At 56.7% G+C, this 19,097-nt stretch carries 16 protein-coding genes and 1 pseudogene; 11 read left to right on the forward strand and 6 right to left on the reverse strand.

All coding sequences use genetic code 11. The annotated features are described in order from the left end of the window. Window positions 1-789: 789 nt before the first annotated feature. Window positions 790-1,059, forward strand: coding sequence for a hypothetical protein (locus J4E00_RS07270; protein ID WP_208174479.1), 270 nt, complete (start codon window positions 790-792; stop codon window positions 1,057-1,059). Between the two features lie 54 nt (window positions 1,060-1,113). On the opposite strand, the gene J4E00_RS07275 is transcribed toward J4E00_RS07270, so the two are convergent. Then, window positions 1,114-2,253, reverse strand: a complete 1,140-nt coding sequence (locus J4E00_RS07275) for an XdhC family protein (RefSeq protein ID WP_208174480.1) — start codon at window positions 2,251-2,253, stop codon at window positions 1,114-1,116. 146 nt (window positions 2,254-2,399) lie between these two features. Between J4E00_RS07275 and J4E00_RS07280 the strand changes: the two genes are divergently transcribed. The 4 genes from J4E00_RS07280 (at window position 2,400) to J4E00_RS07295 (ending at window position 6,314) form a co-directional block, all read left to right on the forward strand. Beyond that, window positions 2,400-3,269: an AraC family transcriptional regulator gene (locus J4E00_RS07280; protein ID WP_208174481.1), complete on the forward strand. Its 870-nt coding sequence runs from the start codon at window positions 2,400-2,402 to the stop codon at window positions 3,267-3,269. 140 nt (window positions 3,270-3,409) lie between these two features. Further along, window positions 3,410-4,300 carry an SDR family oxidoreductase gene (locus J4E00_RS07285; protein ID WP_208174482.1) on the forward strand — a complete coding sequence of 297 codons (891 nt, stop codon included), beginning with the start codon at window positions 3,410-3,412 and terminating at the stop codon, window positions 4,298-4,300. A 382-nt stretch (window positions 4,301-4,682) separates the two neighbouring features. Next, window positions 4,683-5,216 carry a DUF2004 domain-containing protein gene (locus J4E00_RS07290; protein ID WP_208174483.1) on the forward strand — a complete coding sequence of 178 codons (534 nt, stop codon included), beginning with the start codon at window positions 4,683-4,685 and terminating at the stop codon, window positions 5,214-5,216. A gap of 237 nt (window positions 5,217-5,453) precedes the next feature. Continuing rightward, window positions 5,454-6,314, forward strand: a complete 861-nt coding sequence (locus J4E00_RS07295; protein ID WP_208174484.1) for an ankyrin repeat domain-containing protein — start codon at window positions 5,454-5,456, stop codon at window positions 6,312-6,314. A gap of 384 nt (window positions 6,315-6,698) precedes the next feature. On the opposite strand, the gene J4E00_RS07300 is transcribed toward J4E00_RS07295, so the two are convergent. Next, window positions 6,699-7,124 (reverse strand): hypothetical protein, encoded by a 426-nt coding sequence (locus tag J4E00_RS07300; protein WP_208174485.1) that lies wholly within the window; start codon window positions 7,122-7,124, stop codon window positions 6,699-6,701. Window positions 7,125-7,279: 155 nt separating this feature from the next. Further along, window positions 7,280-7,846: a hypothetical protein gene (locus J4E00_RS07305; RefSeq protein ID WP_208174486.1), complete on the reverse strand. Its 567-nt coding sequence runs from the start codon at window positions 7,844-7,846 to the stop codon at window positions 7,280-7,282. Window positions 7,847-8,388: 542 nt separating this feature from the next. Here J4E00_RS07305 and J4E00_RS07310 point away from each other — a divergent pair. Then, window positions 8,389-9,129: an SMI1/KNR4 family protein gene (locus J4E00_RS07310; protein ID WP_208174487.1), complete on the forward strand. Its 741-nt coding sequence runs from the start codon at window positions 8,389-8,391 to the stop codon at window positions 9,127-9,129. A 334-nt stretch (window positions 9,130-9,463) separates the two neighbouring features. Here J4E00_RS07310 and J4E00_RS07315 read toward each other — a convergent pair whose 3' ends face one another. The 3 genes and pseudogenes from J4E00_RS07315 to J4E00_RS07325 form a co-directional block, all read right to left on the reverse strand. Next, window positions 9,464-11,704 carry a xanthine dehydrogenase family protein molybdopterin-binding subunit gene (locus J4E00_RS07315; RefSeq protein WP_208174488.1) on the reverse strand — a complete coding sequence of 747 codons (2,241 nt, stop codon included), beginning with the start codon at window positions 11,702-11,704 and terminating at the stop codon, window positions 9,464-9,466. A 175-nt stretch (window positions 11,705-11,879) separates the two neighbouring features. Then, window positions 11,880-12,905, reverse strand: coding sequence for an FAD binding domain-containing protein (locus J4E00_RS07320; protein ID WP_208174489.1), 1,026 nt, complete (start codon window positions 12,903-12,905; stop codon window positions 11,880-11,882). A 132-nt stretch (window positions 12,906-13,037) separates the two neighbouring features. Beyond that, window positions 13,038-13,550, reverse strand: a pseudogene (locus tag J4E00_RS07325) ((2Fe-2S)-binding protein); the annotation flags it as partial. Between the two features lie 367 nt (window positions 13,551-13,917). Between J4E00_RS07325 and J4E00_RS07330 the strand changes: the two are divergent. From J4E00_RS07330 to J4E00_RS07350, 5 genes are all read left to right on the forward strand, one after another. After that, window positions 13,918-14,106: a hypothetical protein gene (locus tag J4E00_RS07330; protein ID WP_208174491.1), complete on the forward strand. Its 189-nt coding sequence runs from the start codon at window positions 13,918-13,920 to the stop codon at window positions 14,104-14,106. Between the two features lie 102 nt (window positions 14,107-14,208). Next, entirely contained in the window at window positions 14,209-14,889 is a 681-nt protein-coding gene (locus J4E00_RS07335) for a response regulator transcription factor (protein WP_208174492.1), read from the forward strand. Between the two features lie 48 nt (window positions 14,890-14,937). Next, window positions 14,938-16,332: an ATP-binding protein gene (locus J4E00_RS07340; RefSeq protein ID WP_208174493.1), complete on the forward strand. Its 1,395-nt coding sequence runs from the start codon at window positions 14,938-14,940 to the stop codon at window positions 16,330-16,332. Between the two features lie 217 nt (window positions 16,333-16,549). Then, a complete protein-coding gene (locus tag J4E00_RS07345) occupies window positions 16,550-18,193 on the forward strand; it encodes a SulP family inorganic anion transporter (RefSeq protein WP_208174494.1) in 1,644 nt (547 codons plus the stop codon). A gap of 174 nt (window positions 18,194-18,367) precedes the next feature. Beyond that, window positions 18,368-19,096 (forward strand): carbonic anhydrase, encoded by a 729-nt coding sequence (locus tag J4E00_RS07350; protein ID WP_208174495.1) that lies wholly within the window; start codon window positions 18,368-18,370, stop codon window positions 19,094-19,096. The last annotated feature ends 1 nt before the right edge of the window (window position 19,097 follow it).

The following is a 19,097-nucleotide window of genomic DNA, read 5'->3' on the forward strand; positions in this document are numbered from 1 at the left end:
GTTGATTTTGAGTGATTGAAATAACTAAATCCGGGTCACACATGGCCTAAAAATGCTTTTAAACATCGTAAAAACCGTATAATCACTTAGGATTGTTGAATAAATACGGATAGCTCCGACAGCAGGTAGCCAAGGAATAACTTAAGAATACGCGCTTCCTACTCAGTTGATTTCATAGGTTTCTTTTCTGAAATTATGTAAGGAGGGTTTGGGTTATACCTGTACTTAATATTGCCCTATAAATAGTTTTTAGGTATTTGCAAGCAAAGCATTGATTTGAAGCAAAAGGGCCTGCTTCAAATCAATTGTCAATACCCTGACCTTATTTCAAACAAGTCTGGAAAGCTGCTGAAACGATACCTATTGGCACCTTGCCATCCGCGCCATGCAGCTAAACTATTCCGCGATGAAGTGCGATGGGCTGTGGCTGCGTATCGTTCTGGTACGCATCGCTTGGTGTCCTAAGGACTTAATGTACAGTGGGGTTTTGGTGTGCCTTCACTGCCGGAGCAGGTGGCAGCAGCCCACATTAAAAAGCGCTAATCGATAGCAAACGCATTTGGAAAGCTGTCATAGCTACATAATTTTAATCGGCGAAACCAAGTTGCTTTTGAAAGGGTATCGCCATTCCACTGACACTCTGAAATGGGAGTTAAATAATGGAGATGGGTAGCATAATCGTATAAATGCCATTCTCAAAAACGTTGTAATTCATATCGCAGTAATTTAAATATGCGTAAATAATCCCAGCTAGTACTATATTTGGCCGTATCATTTACATTTTGCTTTATGGCTCTAAATTTTGATGAATTCCAAAAAGTCGTAGAAACGGCGCAGCAAGCCGACGCGGTAAAAGCTGATTTGAAACGTGCCTTGAAAAAGGTGACCAGCGCCGTAAGTGCTTTGCAGGCCGCTCTGGGCGAGGTAGACGCCGTACTCGCTGATGAGTACGTATCGACTCCGCGCACCCGCAAGCCCCGCCAGCCCCGTGCGGAAAAAGCAGAAGGCGACAGCACTCCGGCGAAAAAGCCCGGCCGTCCCAAAAAAGCCCAGGCCTAAGGCCATAAAAAAGCCTCCTTGTAGCAAGGAGGCTTTTTTTATGGGGTGTTTCACTTAACCAGCGACGGGTATGGCCAGTGCGGGCGCATGCACCGTGCCCGACCGTTCGCGCAGCGGGCGCCCATTACGCTGGTGGCGCTGGGCTTGAATTTCAGCCACAATAGCTAAGGCAATTTCCTCCGGCGTTTCGCTGCCCAAATCGAGGCCGATGGGGCTATGCAGGCGATTACGCAGCATGTCAGCCGCTTCCGCTGCTGATAAATCCAACTCTTCCAACAGCCGCCCGGCCTTGGCCCGCGGCCCTAGCAGGCCAATGTAGGGCGCAGGGGTGGGAAGCAGCGTTTGCAGCGCGGCCAAATCATAGGCGTAGTTGTGGCTGAGCAGCACGTGGTACGCGCCCGCATCGGGGACCTGCGTTTCCAACTCCCGCACGGGCACAATGCGCACCGCTGCCGCTTCTGGAAAGCGGCCGGCCGTGGCCAGATTGGGCCGTCCGTCTACTACCGTAATGTGCCAGCCCAGCGAAGCGGCCAGGTGCACCAGGGGCTGGGCGTCGTTGCCGGCGCCATACACCACCAGCCGCAGCGGCGGCACCAGCACCTCCAGCAGCGCCCGCACCGGGCCAGCCTCGGTTTCGATGTCCAGTATCTGCGAAAGTCCCTGCATCAGTGTGGCGCGGGCAGCTTCGGCCAGCGGGGCAGCCAGGAGGGGAGTGCCCCGCAACGCCCCCGCCGTCGAGAGCAGCAGGCGCTGGCCCACGGCGGCCTTCATCCCACTGGCATCGGTTTCAAACACGGTGGCCAGCACGGCTGGCTCGGGGTGCCGGGCAAAATCGCGCAACAGCTCCATTGGGTTGTCGGGCGCGGCAAAATCCAGCGGTTCCAGCAGGATACGGACCACGCCCTGGCAGCCGGGGCCCAAGCCGTGGCGAGGGTCGTCCTCGTCGCGGGTGTCGTAGGTCACCAGTGTGGGCTGGCCCCGAAAAATGGCCTGTCGGGCCCGCTGGCGGGCATCACCCTCCAGGCAGCCCCCGCTGATGGCTCCGGTAAGCTCCCCGTCTTCCGTGACCAGCATGCGGGCGCCGGGACGGCGGTAAGCCGAGCCAATCACCTCAACGACGGTGGCCAGGGCGCAGGGGCGCTGGGCGGTGCGATGGCGGTCGTAAGCGAGAAGCAGGCGTTGGAGTTCGGTCATTGTGCGGGCAAGAATTGGTCCTGGCAGTACGCCCGGCAGCGGGGCGGGGTTATAAATCATGCTGAGCTTGCGTCTGGCAGTCAAGCGCAAGCTCGTATTAATGCTGAACCGAACTTTTGAATTCCCCAAGAGCTTTATTGCCTGCTATGACCGTCGCCATTCCCGTTTATCAAATAAGCAGCCTCGCCGAAACCCGGGAAACACCGGCGGCAGTATTCTTTCTGGGACCCGATTCGGCGTCCTCGCAGCTGCCCATCAACCTGCCGTACCGCAGCAACTATTACAAAATTGGCATCTGCCTGCGCGGCCAGGCGCGCCTGAAAGTCAACCTGGAAACCTACGACATTGGCCCGAATTCCCTGATGCTGCTGTCGCCCTACGTCATCAAGCAATGGCCGTCTTTCTCGCCCGATTTTGAGGGGCTAAGCATCTTTTTTACCCAGGAGTTTATTTCGGCTAATAGCAGCCTGAACCTGGCTACTTTTTCGTTTTTTGAGCGTGATGCCCGGCACGTTTTTCAGCTAACGCCCATTCAAGCCGAAAGCCTTGGGGCGCTGCTACGCACTATTGGGCAGAAATACGACGCACCCCATGCCTACCGGGAGGAAATTCTGCGCAGCCTCATCCATATTCTGCTGCACGAAACTGCGCCCATTTACAGCTTGCAGCACGTTTCGGCAACGGCCGTTCAAACGCGCAGCCAGCTGATTACTGCCGAATTCAAGAAGCTGGTCAATACGCACTACGCCACCGAGCGCAACCTGGCTTTCTACGCCGATAAGCTCTGCATCACTCCGAAACACCTGGCCGAAACCGTGAAGGAGATGACCGGCAAGCGTGCCGTGGAGTGGCTGGCCGAAGCCGTGCTGCTCGAAGCCAACGTGCTGCTGCAAAACCCCACCCTGACCATCGCCCAGGTCGCCGACACCCTGCATTTTGCCGACCAGTCCACCTTCGGCCGCTTTTTCAGGAACAATACTGGCGTCTCGCCCGCCGCCTACCGGCAGCGGCTGTAGCCTGTGGCAAACAACCTGCTCCATGAGCTTGGATTGTTTAGCCTGCCGCACTTTGGCCCAATCTTCCCGCCGTTTTGCCCTTCTGGCTGGCTGGGGCGCCGCCCACCTTTGCTGAACAAATTCTAGCAAACCAGAAGAGTATGAAAATCATCGTAACGGGTTCCCTCGGGAACATTAGCAAACCACTGGCCGCGGAACTGGTGCAGCAGGGCCATGCAGTCACAGTTATCAGCAGCAAGGCGGAAAAGCAGCCCGAAATAGAAGCCCTGGGCGCTACCGCCGCCATCGGCTCGGTGGAGGATGTCGATTTCCTGACCGCTGCCTTCACCGGAGCCGATGCCGTGTACGTGATGGTGCCGCCCAGCTTCACCGCGATGGATTCGCGGGCGTACCACCAGCAAATTGGGCGCAATTACGCGCAAAGTATCCAGCAGTCGGGCGTGCAGCGGGTGGTGCAGCTCAGCAGCTGGGGCGCCCACCGCTCCGAAGGCACCGGTGGCATTCTCGGCACGCACGATGTGGAAGAAATCCTGGGCAAAGTGCCGGGTATCGCGCTCACGCACCTGCGGCCTACTTCATTCTATTCCAACATGTTCAGCTTTATCGGGATGATAAAAGCGCGGGGCATCATCGGCGTCAATTACGACGGCAATACCCGGGTGGCCTTCGTGCACACACGGGATATTGCCAGTGCCGCCGCCGACGAGTTGACCACCCCCGCCACCCCTGGCCGGCACGTGCGCTACGCTGCCAGCGACGAACGGACAGCTAATGAAGTTGCTCAGGTCCTCGGGGCCGCCATCGGCCAGCCCGATTTGCAATGGGTGGGCCTCACCAACGAGCAAATGCAGGAAAATCTGGTTCGACACGGCTTGCCCGCTGCCCGCGCCACCGAAATCGTGGACATCTACGCCAGCATCGGCAATGGCACGCTGGGCGAAGACTACGAGCAGCACAAGCCCCGCCTGGGCCAGGTGAAGCTGGAAGATTTCGCGAAGGAGTTTGCGGCCGCGTTCAAGGCGGCTCTTTAGCTTTAGGTCTTATGCCGTTGACTTGTCGCTTGGCGGAGCAACGGCATAGGTTATATACTAGAAAACGCCCCGTAACGAATTCGTTGCGGGGCGTTTTCTAATTAAAAGCAGCAGCTCTTCTCGTCACAAATCACTTCGCGACGAGGACAAGCGGTGCAGTGGAGCTTGATACAAGTTGACTTGAACTATTCCTTTCTGTATCGAACCAACTTGCATCAAGGGTGGTGAAGTTTCTAGGTGGCAGTAGCGGTTATCCAGCCAACGGTGGGTAGATTGCCGCCACTACCCTGCGCTATAGTAAGCAGGGTAGTGGCGGCAATTCAGATGTTGTGCTTCATCTAAATAGACCCGGTCAAGACAAATACTTGAAAAAATAAAAATCATGACAAACTACTTATTGCCACCATTTGGACAAATCAACCTGGCTTCGTTGAATGAAGAGTATAATGCGGTTGTCGAACTAGATGGGCATAGTATCAGTCTTGATATCAATTTTGAAAAAACAACCATTGAAGAAAATTTAATAAACATTATAAAGCAATTCATTGAAAATATACCCAAATTTGACAAGCAAAACATTGTGTCAATTTTAAATGAATATAATGACGAAAATGGCGAAACGGTAAAAAGATACATTGATTTCCATATTGAAGAATATGCGCAATCTGAACTTGTAAAGTTAATTGATTATGGAAATACTGCGATTGCAGCTGAAGAACAGTTGCTAAATAAATTAAAATTAGAAAGAGTGGGGTTTTATCCGGATGGAAAGTATGATGCTGAAAGCTTTGCTATTTTTGACTATACTTTTGAGGGTAATGTGTACCTAGACGGTGTAAGAACAATAACTGACCAAATTATTGCTGTAAAAACTGATAGCAAAGGCGAGTTAGAGTATTTGGCTTGGGAAAGCTAAAAAGACGAACGCATGACATCGGATTTAGCAGTGGTGGGACTGGAGTAGAAAATTCAACATTAGTAATTGTGCTGAATTTCTGTGCTAAGCCCTCTGCTAATGAATATACAATACCTCATCATCGCTAAGCCCCCTACACATCTTCGGAAAACGCTCCGCAACAAATCCGGTATGGGCATTTCTATTAAATTCCCTGGCTACTCCAGTGTGTGGGAGCCGTAGTTACAGTTGCTACAGATGCTTGCTAACAGTGACTGGCAGGTTGCGCAACAGACAAATAAGGCTAATGAAATGACAGGAAGCGAAACGATTCATTCGGCTTGCTATAATCAAAATACAAAGTTGGTGAAACAGCTGTTGATTAACATTAAGCCGACGGTGCTTAATAAAAAAATCACAGATTATTCAAGCCTGATTCAAGGAGCCCCTTTGCATATTGCATGTAAGAATGGAAATATTAAAATTGTAAGGCTCTTGATTGAAGCAGGTGCGGATAAAGAAATTAAAGACGTTGGGCGACAATCACCACTTTCAATTGCTGCTTCAAAAAACTACTATGATATTACTAAATACTTAATAGAAGTTGGTGCAGATGTCCATTCCAAGGGGCCGAATGGTTTGCAGCCAATTCATTTTGCCTGCGCAGGTGGAGACAGGAAGATTATTGAGTTATTATTGTCGCAAGGGATTGATGTAAATATAGTTGACAGCCTGAAAAGCTCGTTGCTTGAATTTACGACAAACTTAGGTATTGGGAACTTAGAAGCTGCCAAAACCCTGGTTGAAAATGGTATTGATGATAAACATATTTCAACGGGTTTTAAGTGGGCTTGTTGGCGAAATAATCCACGAATTGCAAAGTATTTATTGAAATGCGGGGCAGATTACCAAAGCCATACAACCCCGAAGTCTGAATTATTATTTTGGATTTGCGAATTAGGCCATAAAGAGATAGTAAAGCTTTTGCTGAAGTTAAATGTGGACTTTACAAAAAAAGTGAATTTCAAAGGTAGAATGTCGTCTTACAATGGAAGTCCATTAGACAGAGCCATTGCGACAAATCAAATAGAAATTGTCAAACTTATAAGGGGTGCCTGATGAGTACAAACGCGCAACAGGGATTTGGCATTATGCGGGTCGCTACCCCAAAGCGCCACTAACTGGGACTGAGGCAAGCGAGGATTGAGCAGGAATGTGAATATGGTGTCCTGCTGCACGTTCACCTAGTAGCAGTTGGGCTGGCATCCGACCAGAAGTCAGTAAAAATGATGACAGCTGTGGGCTGACCGCTCGAATTTCTATTTTAGTTTCAGCTCTATACTCGGGGCCAGAGTTTCCTGGCTCATTGCCTGCCCTAAAGCCTTACACCGTTATCCTCAAAAGAAGCGCCCCGCAACGAATTCGTTACGGGGCGCTTCTTTTGAGGATAAGGGCTCTTATTGTCACACATCACTTCGCGATGAGGACAAGCACCAGCTCCTGCTACGCGGCCAAGTTGAGGCGGTAGGCCTCGAGCTGGGTGATGTAGCCGGTCACCATTTCCAGGTCGGCGGCGTTGCGGAACTCGGCCAGGTCCTGGAGCGAGCTTTCGTCGCCGGAGGCACCTTGCAGGGCCAGCTTTTTTTTGCGAGCTACGAGCGTAGCCTGCTCAGCTTCGAGCTCTTCGCGCTCGGTGGAGGCATCCGCCGGCAGGGCAGCGAGGTCCGCGTTCACGCTTTGCAGGTTACGGTCGGCGCGGTTGAACTGTTGCTGGGCGATGCCGGCGCGAATCTCGCCTTCATCTTCGTTGTAGCCAAGAACGACCTCGTCTTTTGAGAGGCGACTCTGGATGCGGCGGGCAGGCACCAGGGCCTTGTCGCAGGCCGCGCGGGTAGTCATGGCTGAGAAATCAAAGCTTGGAACGTTCATGGTAAATGATTAAAGGAGAAAAATATCATCGGCACTTGCCGACGATGCCCTGAACGCAAGGATAGATAGGTATATTGTTGAGTACCCGCCCAACCTTTCGTTAGCGCGGTTTGTGAAGTAAGGGCGGAGGCGTACCCAAAGCCGTAATACCTTCCTCAGCTAGCCGCTTCGTCGGTGGGGGCATCCAGGGCCGCCAGCTCGGCCCGCAGACCGGCAGCGCGGGCCAGCAGCAGGCGGCGGCTAGCCTCGGCGGTGGGACCGGCCCACAGGCGGGCCTGGGCGGCAAAGAGCTCGTCCTGAGTCAGGGCAGAAGGGCAGGCCGGGTCCGCGAGCAGGGCCAGGCGGGCCGCACTGGCCAGCCGGCGGGCTTCGATGGGGGCCAGGGCGGCCAGCACCCGGTCCAGCTCTTGGGTGGCCAGGTGCCGGCGGCGGGCCAGCGGGCGCGGCAGGGGCGCAGGTGGGGCCGGTACCAGCGGCGGCAGGGGCGGCAGAGCATCGCCGGGGGCCACAGCCAGCGCCTGCCGGGTGGCCAGGGGCAAGGTTGCCAGCAAGGCGCTGAACGCGTCGCTGGGCTCGCCGGTCAGGAAGCGGGTGCCGGTTTCGGCCTGAGCCACGGCTATGCGGGAGGTGCCCAACAGGGTCGCCATTTGAGTCTGGGTTAGGGCGAGGTAACGGCGCAGGGCAGGCAGGCTGCCGGAAGTGGGCACACGTATAGCAAGCATAGGCAAAGTCGGGATGGGTGGCGCGAAAGGTAAACGCGGCGAGGGGGATGCTACAAAGAGGCTTGTTACAAAAATAAATGTAACAAGCCTCTTTGTAGCATCCCCCTCGCCGCCCATTTCGGTAGGATGGCCTGCTCTATAGCACCTTTACTTGGGCGGGCGTTTCTAGTTGTTATCCAGTAGGCTGCCTCCGTGGTGCGTGATTTAAAGGGTCCTCCCCGTAACGTTAAAATTTAGGGGGAAGAATTCCGGACCTTTCACAACAAACAAAGCCCAAGAATCCAGAAACGCATCCTATGGATTTTCTGCATCGAAAACAACGCCAGTGACATTCGTCTTTCCACGCTCATTCGCATGGCGAAGGCTTTGATAAGCAGTTGAAGTTGCTGGGGATTAGTTTTACCTTGCTGGCGTGCCAGCAGAGGGAGCATTTATCTATCCAACGGTGAGTAGATTGCTGCTAACCTGCGTACTAGAGCAAGCGCAGATTACTGCGACTGATGATGGTGAAAAGCTAAATGTAAGGTGCAAAAAAACCGACCATGCTAGTACCCGATGATTTTACTGATTTTCTGTTTTGGTTTAAAAAAGCCACAGAAGCATCCTGGGCAAAAACAGAACAGCAAATGCATAAAGACATACCTCTCCTGAATGCAAAATGGGTAGGAATGAAGAAATCGGAAATTGATGAGGTTGAAAAACGGTTTGAAATTAAATTTCCGCCAGATTATCGGGAGTTTTTAAAAATATTGCATACAATAAGACCTAAGCCAGTCCAAGACAGCTGTTTTTTCTTCGATTGGTTAGGAGAAGAAAAAATGATTATTGATAAATTAAATTGGCCCTATTCTTCAATGTTGCCAAACGGTATCTGGTTAAAGTCTTGGGGAGTAATTCCTGATTCACAAGATGTGATTTTCAATAGATTCAGTGAATGGTATCATCAAGCACCCAAGTTAATTCCAATATTTGGCCATCGATACATTGTAAGCGAACCGTATAGACGCGGAAACCCCGTTTTATCAGTTTATGGCTGGGATACCATAGTCTATGGTTGGAACTTGAAGGATTATTTATTAAATGAATTTAGCGAAAATATGCCTGAAGAATTGTTTGAAAAAACCTATGATGAGGATGGCAGCTGGAGTTATAATTTTAAGGATGAAATACAAGATGTTTTTGATTCAAATTGGTTAAAATGTAGTTACAATGATATACGCTGCTGGGGCGAATTAATCGAACAAGCTGGTGGTGATTGGAAATATCAACCTCGAAGGCAATAAGGTTGAATAGTTTACACATTAAATGTATTTATATTACAAAGAACTTTAGCTTTTTGATTTGGTTTTGATTATGAAATGGTTAGATGTTTCCTGGCTTACACCAAAATGCTGACCCTTTTACCATTAGTTGCCATATTTCACGGCTGCTTCTATGATAACGCTGGACATTCTTCGACGAGAAAACTGTGATTTCACTTGAAGAATAGCAGTTGGAGTACACGGATTTTATAAATAATAAGTTCTGATTTAAAGTATTCTCAACCCAAAACGCCCCGCAACCAACCAGTTGCGGGGCGTTTTTATGTCAATCCAGCGGCACTAGCCGCGGCAGTTGCTATAGCAGTTTGTCAATCGTGACGGGCAGGTCGCGCACGCGCTTGCCGGTGGCGTGGTAGATGGCATTGGCCACGGCGGCGGCTACGCCGAGCAGGCCCACTTCGCCGAGTCCTTTAATGCCGAGCGGGTTTACTTCGGCGTCTTCCTCGTGCACGAAAATCACATCGATGTTGTGGATGTCGGCGTTGACGGGGATGTGGTATTCGGCGTAGTTGTGGTTCATGAAGCGGCCGAAGCGGTGGTCCATCACCGATTCCTCCATCAGGGCCGAGCTGATGCCCCAGACCACGGAGCCGAGGACCTGGCTGCGGGCCGTTTTGGGGTTGATGATGCGGCCAGCGGCCACGGCATTCACCACGCGGGTGACATGCACTGTCATCAGGTCGGGGTCCACTTTCACTTCCACAAACACCGCGTTGTGGGCGTGCATGGAGTATTTCGGCGGCTTTATCATATCGACCATGCCGGGCAGCTTGGAGTTTTGTGCTTCGATTTTGGGTTCGCCGCTGGCTTGCACTAGGTCGCGCAGCACCACGGCCTGGGTGAGGTCGGAGCGCAGGCGCATTTGGCCGTTGGCAAACTGCACGTCGTCGATTTTGGCGTCTTTGAAAGCCGGGTGGTCCATCTTTTGGGCCTGCTTCAGTAGCTGTTCGCCCAGCTTGGCGCAGGCTTCCTGCACGGCGGTGCCCACGGAGGCGGCGGTCCAGGAGCCGCCCTGCACGGGGGCTTCGGGCAATTCCGTATCACCCAGCACGAAGGTGACGGCCTCGATGGGCAAGCCCATGCTTTCGGCCGCAATCTGCGTCATGATGGTGTAGGTGCCGGTGCCGATGTCGTTGGAGCCGCTGCTCACGGTGAGGTGGCCGTCGGCGTCGAGGCTGACTTTGGCCAGGGCTGGCTGCTTTTGCGCGTCCCAGATGCCGCCGCCCATGCCCCAGCCCACCAACAGGTTGCCGTCGCGCATGGAGCCAGGCTCCGGCGTGCGCTGGTCCCAGCCAAATTTGGCGGCACCTTCGCGGTAGCAAGCACGCAGGTTCTTGCTGCTGTAGGGCAGGTTTTGGGCTTGGTCGAAATCGGAATAGTTGCGGATGCGGAATTCCAGTGGGTCGAGGCCGGCGGCGTAGGCCATTTCGTCCATCGCAATTTCCAGCGCGATGGAGCCCGAGGCCGCCCCGGGTGCCCGCATATCCAGCGGCGTGTACACGTCGAGCTTGGACAGACGGTAGCCCAGCTTCACGTTTTTGCAGTCGTAGAGCGTGCCGCTCCAGCCCACTACGTTTTCGGTGAAGTCTTCAAACTGCGAGGTTTCGGCCACCGCAAAATGGTTGATGCCGGTGAGCGAGCCGTCTTCGGCCGTGGCCAGGGCTACGTGCTGCAAGGTTTCGGGCCGGTGGCCGAAGCTGAACATCTGCTGGCGGGTGAGCGATACCCGCACCGAGCGCTGCAATTCCAGCGAGGCCAGCACCGCCAGAAACAACTGGTGCTGGGGCCGCAGTCCCGAGCCAAAGCCGCCGCCGGTGTACTTCGAAATCACCCGGGCCTCGTCCTTGCTCAGCCCGAATATCTTCATGATATACTGCTGGCTGTTGAAAGCGCCCTGCGTTTTGTCGTACACGTTCAGCTTCTTATCCCCGAGCCATTCCACCGTGGTGGCGAACATCTCCATGGGGTTGTGGTGCTGGGCGTGGTGCGAATAATTGGCCTCCACGTGGGCCACGCCCTGCTCCCAGCCGCGCCCAAAGTTACCGCGCGACTTCGGCGGCTGGTAGCCAGTTTTGCCCCTGCCCGGCTCAAAAGCCTCGTCGATGTGCTGGGTCAGTTCGGTTTCGTGCGCTTCTTCCTCGTACTCAATTTCGAGGATGGAAGCGGCGTAGCGGGCCAGCTCAAATGTATCGGCTACCACCAGCGCCACCGGCTGCTGGCTAAACCGAATTTCGGGCTTGTGCAGCGGCCGGAAGGGCGAGCCGCCGGGTGCCACGTCGTCCTTGTAGCTGCGGTCGAGCCAGGCCAGCGAGGGCACGTTTTCGTGCGAGAAAACCTGGTGTACGCCCGGCAGCGCCAGCACCGGGTCCGCATTGATTTTCGTGATTTTGCCCTTGGCAATCGGGCTGCTCACCACGTGGCCATAGAGCAGGTTGGGTACGTTAAATTCGGCAGCGTACTTGGCGGTGCCCAGCACCTTGGCCGGGCCATCAATGCGGCTGGTGGGTTTGCCGATATAGTCGGTTTGGAGAGTCATAATAATTTATCGGAGGGGTGGGCGATTGGACGAGTTGCTGACCCGAATCAGCCGGTCATGCAGCGCGTAGCGAAGCATCTCGCGTGCAATGGTGACTCAATCGGTTGGTTTACTTAGGCAAGCGAGGTGCTTCGCTGCGCGCTGCATGACGGGTTTTCAAACACCACCGCCACCCTTACGGATTGGAATTCTGGAAAGCGTTGTCGTCAACCACCTGATTCATCTCAGTGGCCTGCTTCAAGGCTCGCACAATGGCGCGCTTGGCCAGCTCAATCTTGAAGTTATTAGTACCCTGACCTTTCGCGCCGGCCAGCACCTGGGCCGCGGCGGTGCGGAAAGTGTCGGCCGTGGCGGGCTGGCCAATGAGCAGGGCCTCGGCGGTTTTGTCGCGCCAGGGCTTGTGGGCCACACCGCCCAGAGCCAAGCGGGCATCCGTTATAATGCCCCCGTCCAGCTCCAGAGCGGTGGCCACGCTCACCAGCGCAAAGGCGTAGCTGGTGCGGTCGCGCAGCTTGAGGTAGCTGTAGTTTTTCTCAAAACCCTTGGCGGGCAGGTCCAGGCCGGTAATCAGCTCGCCGGGCTCCAGAGTATTGTCGCGCTCGGGGCTGTCGCCGGGCAGGCGGTGGAAATCCTCGAAGGCAATGGTACGCTCACCGTTCGGGCCGCTCACGCGCACGGTGGCTTCCAGCGCGGCCAGGGCCACGCACATGTCGGAAGGGTGGGTAGCAATGCAGGCTTCGCTGGCCCCCAGAATGGCGTGGATGCGGTTGTAGCCGCCAATGGCCGAGCAGCCGGAGCCGGGTTCGCGCTTGTTGCAAGGCGTGGCCAAGTCGTAGAAATAGTAGCAGCGGGTGCGCTGCATGAGGTTGCCGCCGTCGGTGGCCATGTTGCGCAGTTGCGGGCTGGCCCCGGCCAGGATGGCCTGATTGAGCAGCGGATAGCGCTTTTCTACTTCCGGATGCCAGGCGGTATCGGCATTAGTCGCCAGCGCACCTAGGCGCAGGCCGCCGTCAGCAGATGCGGTAATGCTGTCGAGGCCAAGTTTTTTGAGGCCTATGAGGTGCGTGGGGCGCTCCACGTTTTCCTTCATCAAATCGACCAGGTTGGTGCCGCCGCCGATGTAGGCCGAACCAGGCTGCCCTGCTTTTTCGCGCACCGCAGCATCGATGGCCGGCGCTTGTGCAAAAGTGAAACTATTCATATTCTTAAAAGAAGAAGGAGGGGAAAGAAGGAGTTATTTCGCTGGCTCCACAGGGGCCATGTCGGGCTTGGTGGCGCCGGCCGCCCATTGGCCCACGTCTTCCTTCGGTTTCAGATTCTTCGTTCCTGATTCTTCATTGGTAAGAACTTCCATCACCGCGCTCAGGATGTTAGGATAGGCCCCGCAGCGGCAGAGGTTGCCGCTCATCAGTTCCCGTACTTCGGCTTCGGTCCGGGCCTTGCCTTCGTTGAGGAGGCCCTGGGCCGAGCAAATCTGGCCCGGCGTGCAGTAGCCGCACTGGAAGGCGTCGTGGTCGATGAAGGCTTGTTGCAGCGGGTGCAGGTTTTCTTCGGTACCCAGGCCTTCGATGGTTTGGATTTCGCTGCCTTCCTGCATCACCGCCAGGCTCAGGCAGGAGTTGATGCGCTTGCCATCCACCAGCACGGTGCAGGCGCCGCACTGGCCGTGGTCGCAGCCCTTCTTCGTGCCGGTCAGGTCCAGGTATTCGCGCAGGGCGTCGAGCAGCGTGGTCCAGGGCGCAATTTGTAGGGTATGGTCCTGGCCGTTGATGTGCAGCGTGACAGATTGGGTGGGAGCCAGGGCCACGGGCAGGCGGTCCAGCGGGGCTTGGGTAATGTGGGACATAGAGCAAGTCGTTATGATTGAACCGCAACTGCACCGAAAGCCCGTAAAACTTCCGCAAGGCCACTGTTGAGGTGGAATTCTATACGTGCTCAGTCGGCCTACGTTATGTTCCCCAGGCTTTTGCAGACAATGCCACAGCGGTAGCGTACTTCCGATAGCTCAACGGAAGTACTGGTCTTTGAACTGACAGCCTGCTGCTTCAAGCAGTTTGCCTGGATGGCTTCATTCAGCGAGAAAATGGCTGGATTCGTCCTGTATAGCCTTGGATTAAGCCAGATTCGCTGCCGGCCCTATTGGCAAAAGGTAATTTTGGTAGTGAAAAAAAGGCCAGTAGAATACTTGCTGACCATTGTTTGCACTGATTGCCATGGTGAAAAATTTTCAACGCTATTTCCGTTTTTACTTAGCGTCCTTCCTGTTCGGCCTGCTGCTGATGGGCATCCGGTGGCAGGGCGCGCCGCTGGGGGCCGCTGGGCTGGAGAAAGAGCCCACCAAAACCGGCGCATCGGCTCCCCGGCCGGCGCCGGCTGGCCGGGCCACGGTGGCATTTCGCTAGTCTTTACCCCACTGCAAAATGGCCATCGGTCCCTTGTCTGGCAAGCGTGGTGGGGGAGGAGCGGGTAGAAATTTCGGGCCGGCGGCGCTACCTTCCGGCCCCATGAAAATCCTTTTAGTTGAAGACGAGCCCTCGGTAGCAGCCTTCCTGCACCAGGGCCTTACCGAGCAAGGCTACGCCGTGGACCTGGCCGCCGATGGCCTGCTGGGCCTGCGCCACGCCCAATCCACGCACTACGACTGCCTGATTCTGGACCAGATGCTGCCCGGCCTCAGCGGCTTGGAAGTGTGCCGGCAGGTGCGCGCCCACGACCCCGGCGTGCCCATCCTCATGCTCACCGCGCTGGGCGAAACCGACGACAAAATCCGCGGCCTCGATGCCGGCGCCGACGACTACCTCGTCAAGCCTTTTGCCTTCGATGAGCTGCTGGCCCGCCTCCGCGCCCTCGTGCGCCGCCGTACCGAAGCCCCGGCACCCAAGGCCCCTCTTCGCCTTGCCGACCTCACCCTCGACCCCTCCGCCAAGCGGGTGGAGCGGGCCGGGCAGGCCATTCAGCTTACCGCCCGTGAATTCGCGCTGCTGGAATACCTGCTCCGCAACCAGGGCCGGGTGGTGTCGCGCGCCGATTTGCTGGAGCACGTCTGGGACATGAGCTTCGATACAGGCTCGAATGTGATTGACGTATACATCAACTTCCTGCGCAAGAAAGTGGACAAGGGGTTTGAGCCCAAGCTGATTCACACGCTGGTGGGCATGGGGTACGTGATGAAGAATGAAGGGTAATCATCGGTCATTGCTGGCGAAGAGCCCACGATGAAATAATCTGCGCCAATGTCAATTCGCCTCCGCCTTGCGCTGCAATTCGGGTCCATCCTGGCCGTGACGCTGCTGCTGTTTACGCTGGTCATCTATTTTGCCACGCAACAGTCGCGGCGCGAGCTGTTCACCCAAAGCCTGTTTAAGCGCACCCTGGTAGTCGGCCATGCCTACGTAGCCGGCCAGAACGACCGTGAAAATGCCGGCGAAGAAGCTTCGTATCGGCAGTACCTGCGCCAGCTCTACCGCACCCTGCCCGCCGAGCAAGGGCGTGTGTACGATGCGCAGGACCGGCTGGTGTTTCGGGAAGGGCAGGGGGCCGCTAAGCCCGCGCCCCCTGCCTGGCTGGCCGAGGTACGCCGCACCGGCCGCGCCGTGCTGGAGCCCGAAACCAACTACCACGAAACTGTGGGCCTGCTCTACCACGACGCGCAGCTGGGGCCGCTGGTAGTGGTGGCATCGTCCATCGACGAGGACAGTCGCCAGCAGCTCAGTGGGCTGCGGCAGCTGCTGGCTTTGGGGTTTTTGGTGGCGGTGGTGGCCGCGGGGGCGGGCAGCTGGTTTTTTGCGGGCCGGGCGTTGCGCCCACTACGCCGCATGGTGCGCGAAGTGGATGGCATCACGGCTACCGACCTGAGTCAGCGCCTGACCCGCGCCGGCGAAACCACCGACGAAATCGGCCTGCTTACCCAGCGCTTCAACCGCCTGCTCGACCGCCTGGAAGCGGCTTTTGTGGGCCAGCGCACGTTCGTTCGCGACGCCTCGCACGAACTCCGCACGCCCCTCACAGCCCTTATCGGTGAATTGGAAGTGTCGCTGCTGCAAGCCGAACGCCCGCCAGCCGAGTACCGCCGCGTGCTGCAAAGCACGCTCGACTCGGCCCGGCAGCTCAACAGCCTCACCAACGGCTTGCTGCAAATTGCCCGCGCCTCCGACGACCCCTCGCAGGTGCCCATGACGGATGTACGCCTCGATGAGCTGCTGCTGCTGGCACACGAGCAACTGCTGCGCCGCCACCCCACCTGCCGCGTCGACCTGGATTTCGGCGAGGCCGAATCCTTTACCGTGCATGGCAACGAGGCGCTGCTGCTTTCGGCCGTGCTCAATGTGCTGGACAACGCCTGCAAGTTTTCGAAAGATGCGGGCGGCACCGTTACAGCTACGCTGGCGCACAGCCGCAAGCAGCTGTCGCTGCTGGTCGCCGACGAAGGCCCGGGTCTCACGGAGGCCGATTTGCAGCAGGTGTTTGTGCCGTTTTTCCGGGCGGCTTCGGCGCGGGCGGTGCCGGGGCACGGCATCGGCCTGCCGCTCACGGCGCGCATCATGGCCCTGCACGGCGGCACAGTTCGCGTAGAAAGCGAGCCCGGCAACGGCACCCAGGTATGGCTGGAATGGCCAGTGCCAAGCTAGCGCCGAATAGTCCGCCATGCGTGGCGTGGAGGCTGTTTGGAAAGTCGTTTTTCGTTAGTTCATCCGCCATCCTAAATAGCTTCTGGGGGTATTATGGGAGAGTATCGCCCTTTTAATTCGCTTTTAATTCGCCTTTAATTCGACCTTAATAACGCGCCTTTAACCTTGTATTCCGAATTCCCTCCCAACCGCTGGGGCCCTTCCCAATACAAGTCACATGACGCAGGTTATTTCTACCCCATCCCGCACTGGTGCGCCCATCGCGGCGCCGGTCGCGCCCCCGGAGCCTCAGCATAAGGCGTCGCTGTTCAGCACCATCGGACAGGATGCGCCGGCGGGGCTGGTGGTTTTCCTGGTGGCGCTGCCGCTGTGCCTGGGCATTTCGCTGGCCTCGGGGGCACCGCTGCTGGCGGGCGTGATTGCGGGCATTGTGGGCGGCGTGCTGGTGAGCGTGCTCAGCGGCTCGGCGGTGAGCGTGAGCGGGCCGGCGGCGGGCCTCACGGTGGTGGTACTGTCGGCTATTTCGACGCTGGGCTCTTGGCCGGCGGTGCTGGCGGCCACGGCCGTGGCAGGCGTTATTCAGATTGGGCTGGGAGTGGCGCGGGCGGGCATTATCGCGCTGTATTTCCCGGCGGCCGTTATCCGCGGCATGCTGGCGGCCATTGGCATTATCCTCATTCTAAAGCAGCTGCCGCACTTCTTTGGGGCCGACGCCGACTATTTTGAGGACATGAACTTCCTGCAGTTCAACGGGCTGAATACCTTCTCCGCCATTGGCGCGGCCATGAAGGCGCTGAGCCCCGGCTCGGTGCTGGTGGGGGTGGTGTCGCTGGTTATTCTGCTGCTGTGGAACACGGCACCGGTGCGGCGGCAGTCGTGGTCGCGGCTGGTACCGGGTGCGCTAGTGGCCGTGCTGGCCGCTGTGGGCATCAACCAATTGCTGAAAACGGTGGCCCCCGACATGCAGGTGCGACCCGAGCACCTAGTGAAACTGCCGGTACTGTCCTCGCTCGGCCAGCTGGCCGGTGAGATGACTTTCCCCGATTTCAACGCCCTGCGTAATCCAACTACCTACACGGTGGCCTTTACCATTGCCATCGTGGCCTCGCTCGAAACGCTGCTTAGCGTGGAGGCCGTGGACAACCTCGACCCCCAGAAGCGCCACACGCCCACCAACCGCGAGCTGCTGGCCCAGGGCGCCGGCAACCTGGTGAGCGGTCTGCTCGGCGGCCTGCCGCTGACGGCCGTTATCGTGCGGTCCTCGGCCAACATCGCGGCCGGCGCCCAGAGCAAGCTTTCGGCCTTCATCCACGGCTTGCTGTTGCTCACGAGCCTGTTGTTTTTGGGTGCGGTGCTGAACCTGATTCCCTTGTCGGCGCTGGCGGCGGTGCTGCTGCTGGTGGGCTACAAGCTCACCATGCCCGCCCTTTACCGCAAGCAGTGGAGGCTGGGCCGCGAGCAGTTTGTGCCCTTCATCATCACCATCGTGGCCGTGCTCTTCACCGATTTGTTGAAGGGCGTGAGCATTGGACTGGTGCTGGGCTTCTTCTTCATTCTGCGCGACAATGCCAAGGCTGGCTCCTACCTGCGCCGCGACGATTCCGAAGACCAGTCCGAAAGCGAGGAGGTGCGCCAGCACCTGCGCCTGCCCGAGCACGTGTCCTTCCTCAACAAAGCCAGCATCGTGACTACCCTGGAGCAGCTGCCCAGCGGCAGCCGCGTCATCCTCGATGGGACCCGCTCCGATGTTATTGACCACGACGTGCTCGAAGCCATTGAAGCCTTCCGCCAAGCCGCCCCGGCCCGGGGCATCGAGCTGGAATTACGCGGCATCCGGCAGGTAGAGCTGGGCGTGCACTAGCAAGCACCTTTCGGCACCGGAGCCCTTGGGCAACCCACTCTTTTCAACTACAATTTAGGCGCTACCTTAGACGCCGTCGTACCGTGACCGACAGCCGAATTTGGCATCGGCGCGTATAGCCAAACCACTGCTCTGGCCAGATGAAATGGCTACCAACTTACCTTTTTTCACGTTATGGCTGGTCTCAGCAAAATTCTCGAAAACAATAAAAGATGGGTGTCGGACCGCAATGCGAAGGACCCCAATTTCTTTAAAAACCTGGCCAATGGCCAGAAGCCCAAATACCTGTTCATTGGCTGCTCCGATTCTCGGGTGCCGGCCTCGGGCATTACCGGCACCGGGCCGGGCGAAATGTTCGTACACCGCAACATTGCCAACCTAGTGGTGCATTCCGACATGAACCTGCTGAGCGTGCTGCAGTACGCCGTGGAAGTGCTGGGTGTGCAGGACATCATGGTGGTGGGCCACTATGGCTGCGGGGGCGTAGCTGCCGCTGCCGCCAACAAGCAGTACGGCTTGATTGACAACTGGCTGGTGAATATCCGCGACGTGATTCGGCTGCACGAAACCGAGTACCTGCGCGAGAAGGACGAAACCCAGCGCCTGCGCCGGCTGGTGGAATTGAACGTGATTGAGCAGGTACGTAACCTGGCCAAAACCAACATCATTCAGAATGCCATGCGCGGCGACAAACCGCCCCGCCTGCACGGCCTTGTCTACGACATTGCCGACGGTGTGCTCAAAGACCTGAACGTGGACGGAATAGATGTGATGACCCAGATGGAACACATTTATGCCACCGAAGCCGTGGACAGCGAACCCGCCCACGACGACGAGGTCAGCTCCTACGAAGGCCCCAAACAAGACCCGGCTAAAGAAATCAAAGAAGCGAAGAGCAAATAGA

It is taken from the genome of Hymenobacter negativus, from assembly GCF_017571495.1.
In the GTDB taxonomy this organism is placed as follows: domain Bacteria; phylum Bacteroidota; class Bacteroidia; order Cytophagales; family Hymenobacteraceae; genus Hymenobacter; species Hymenobacter negativus.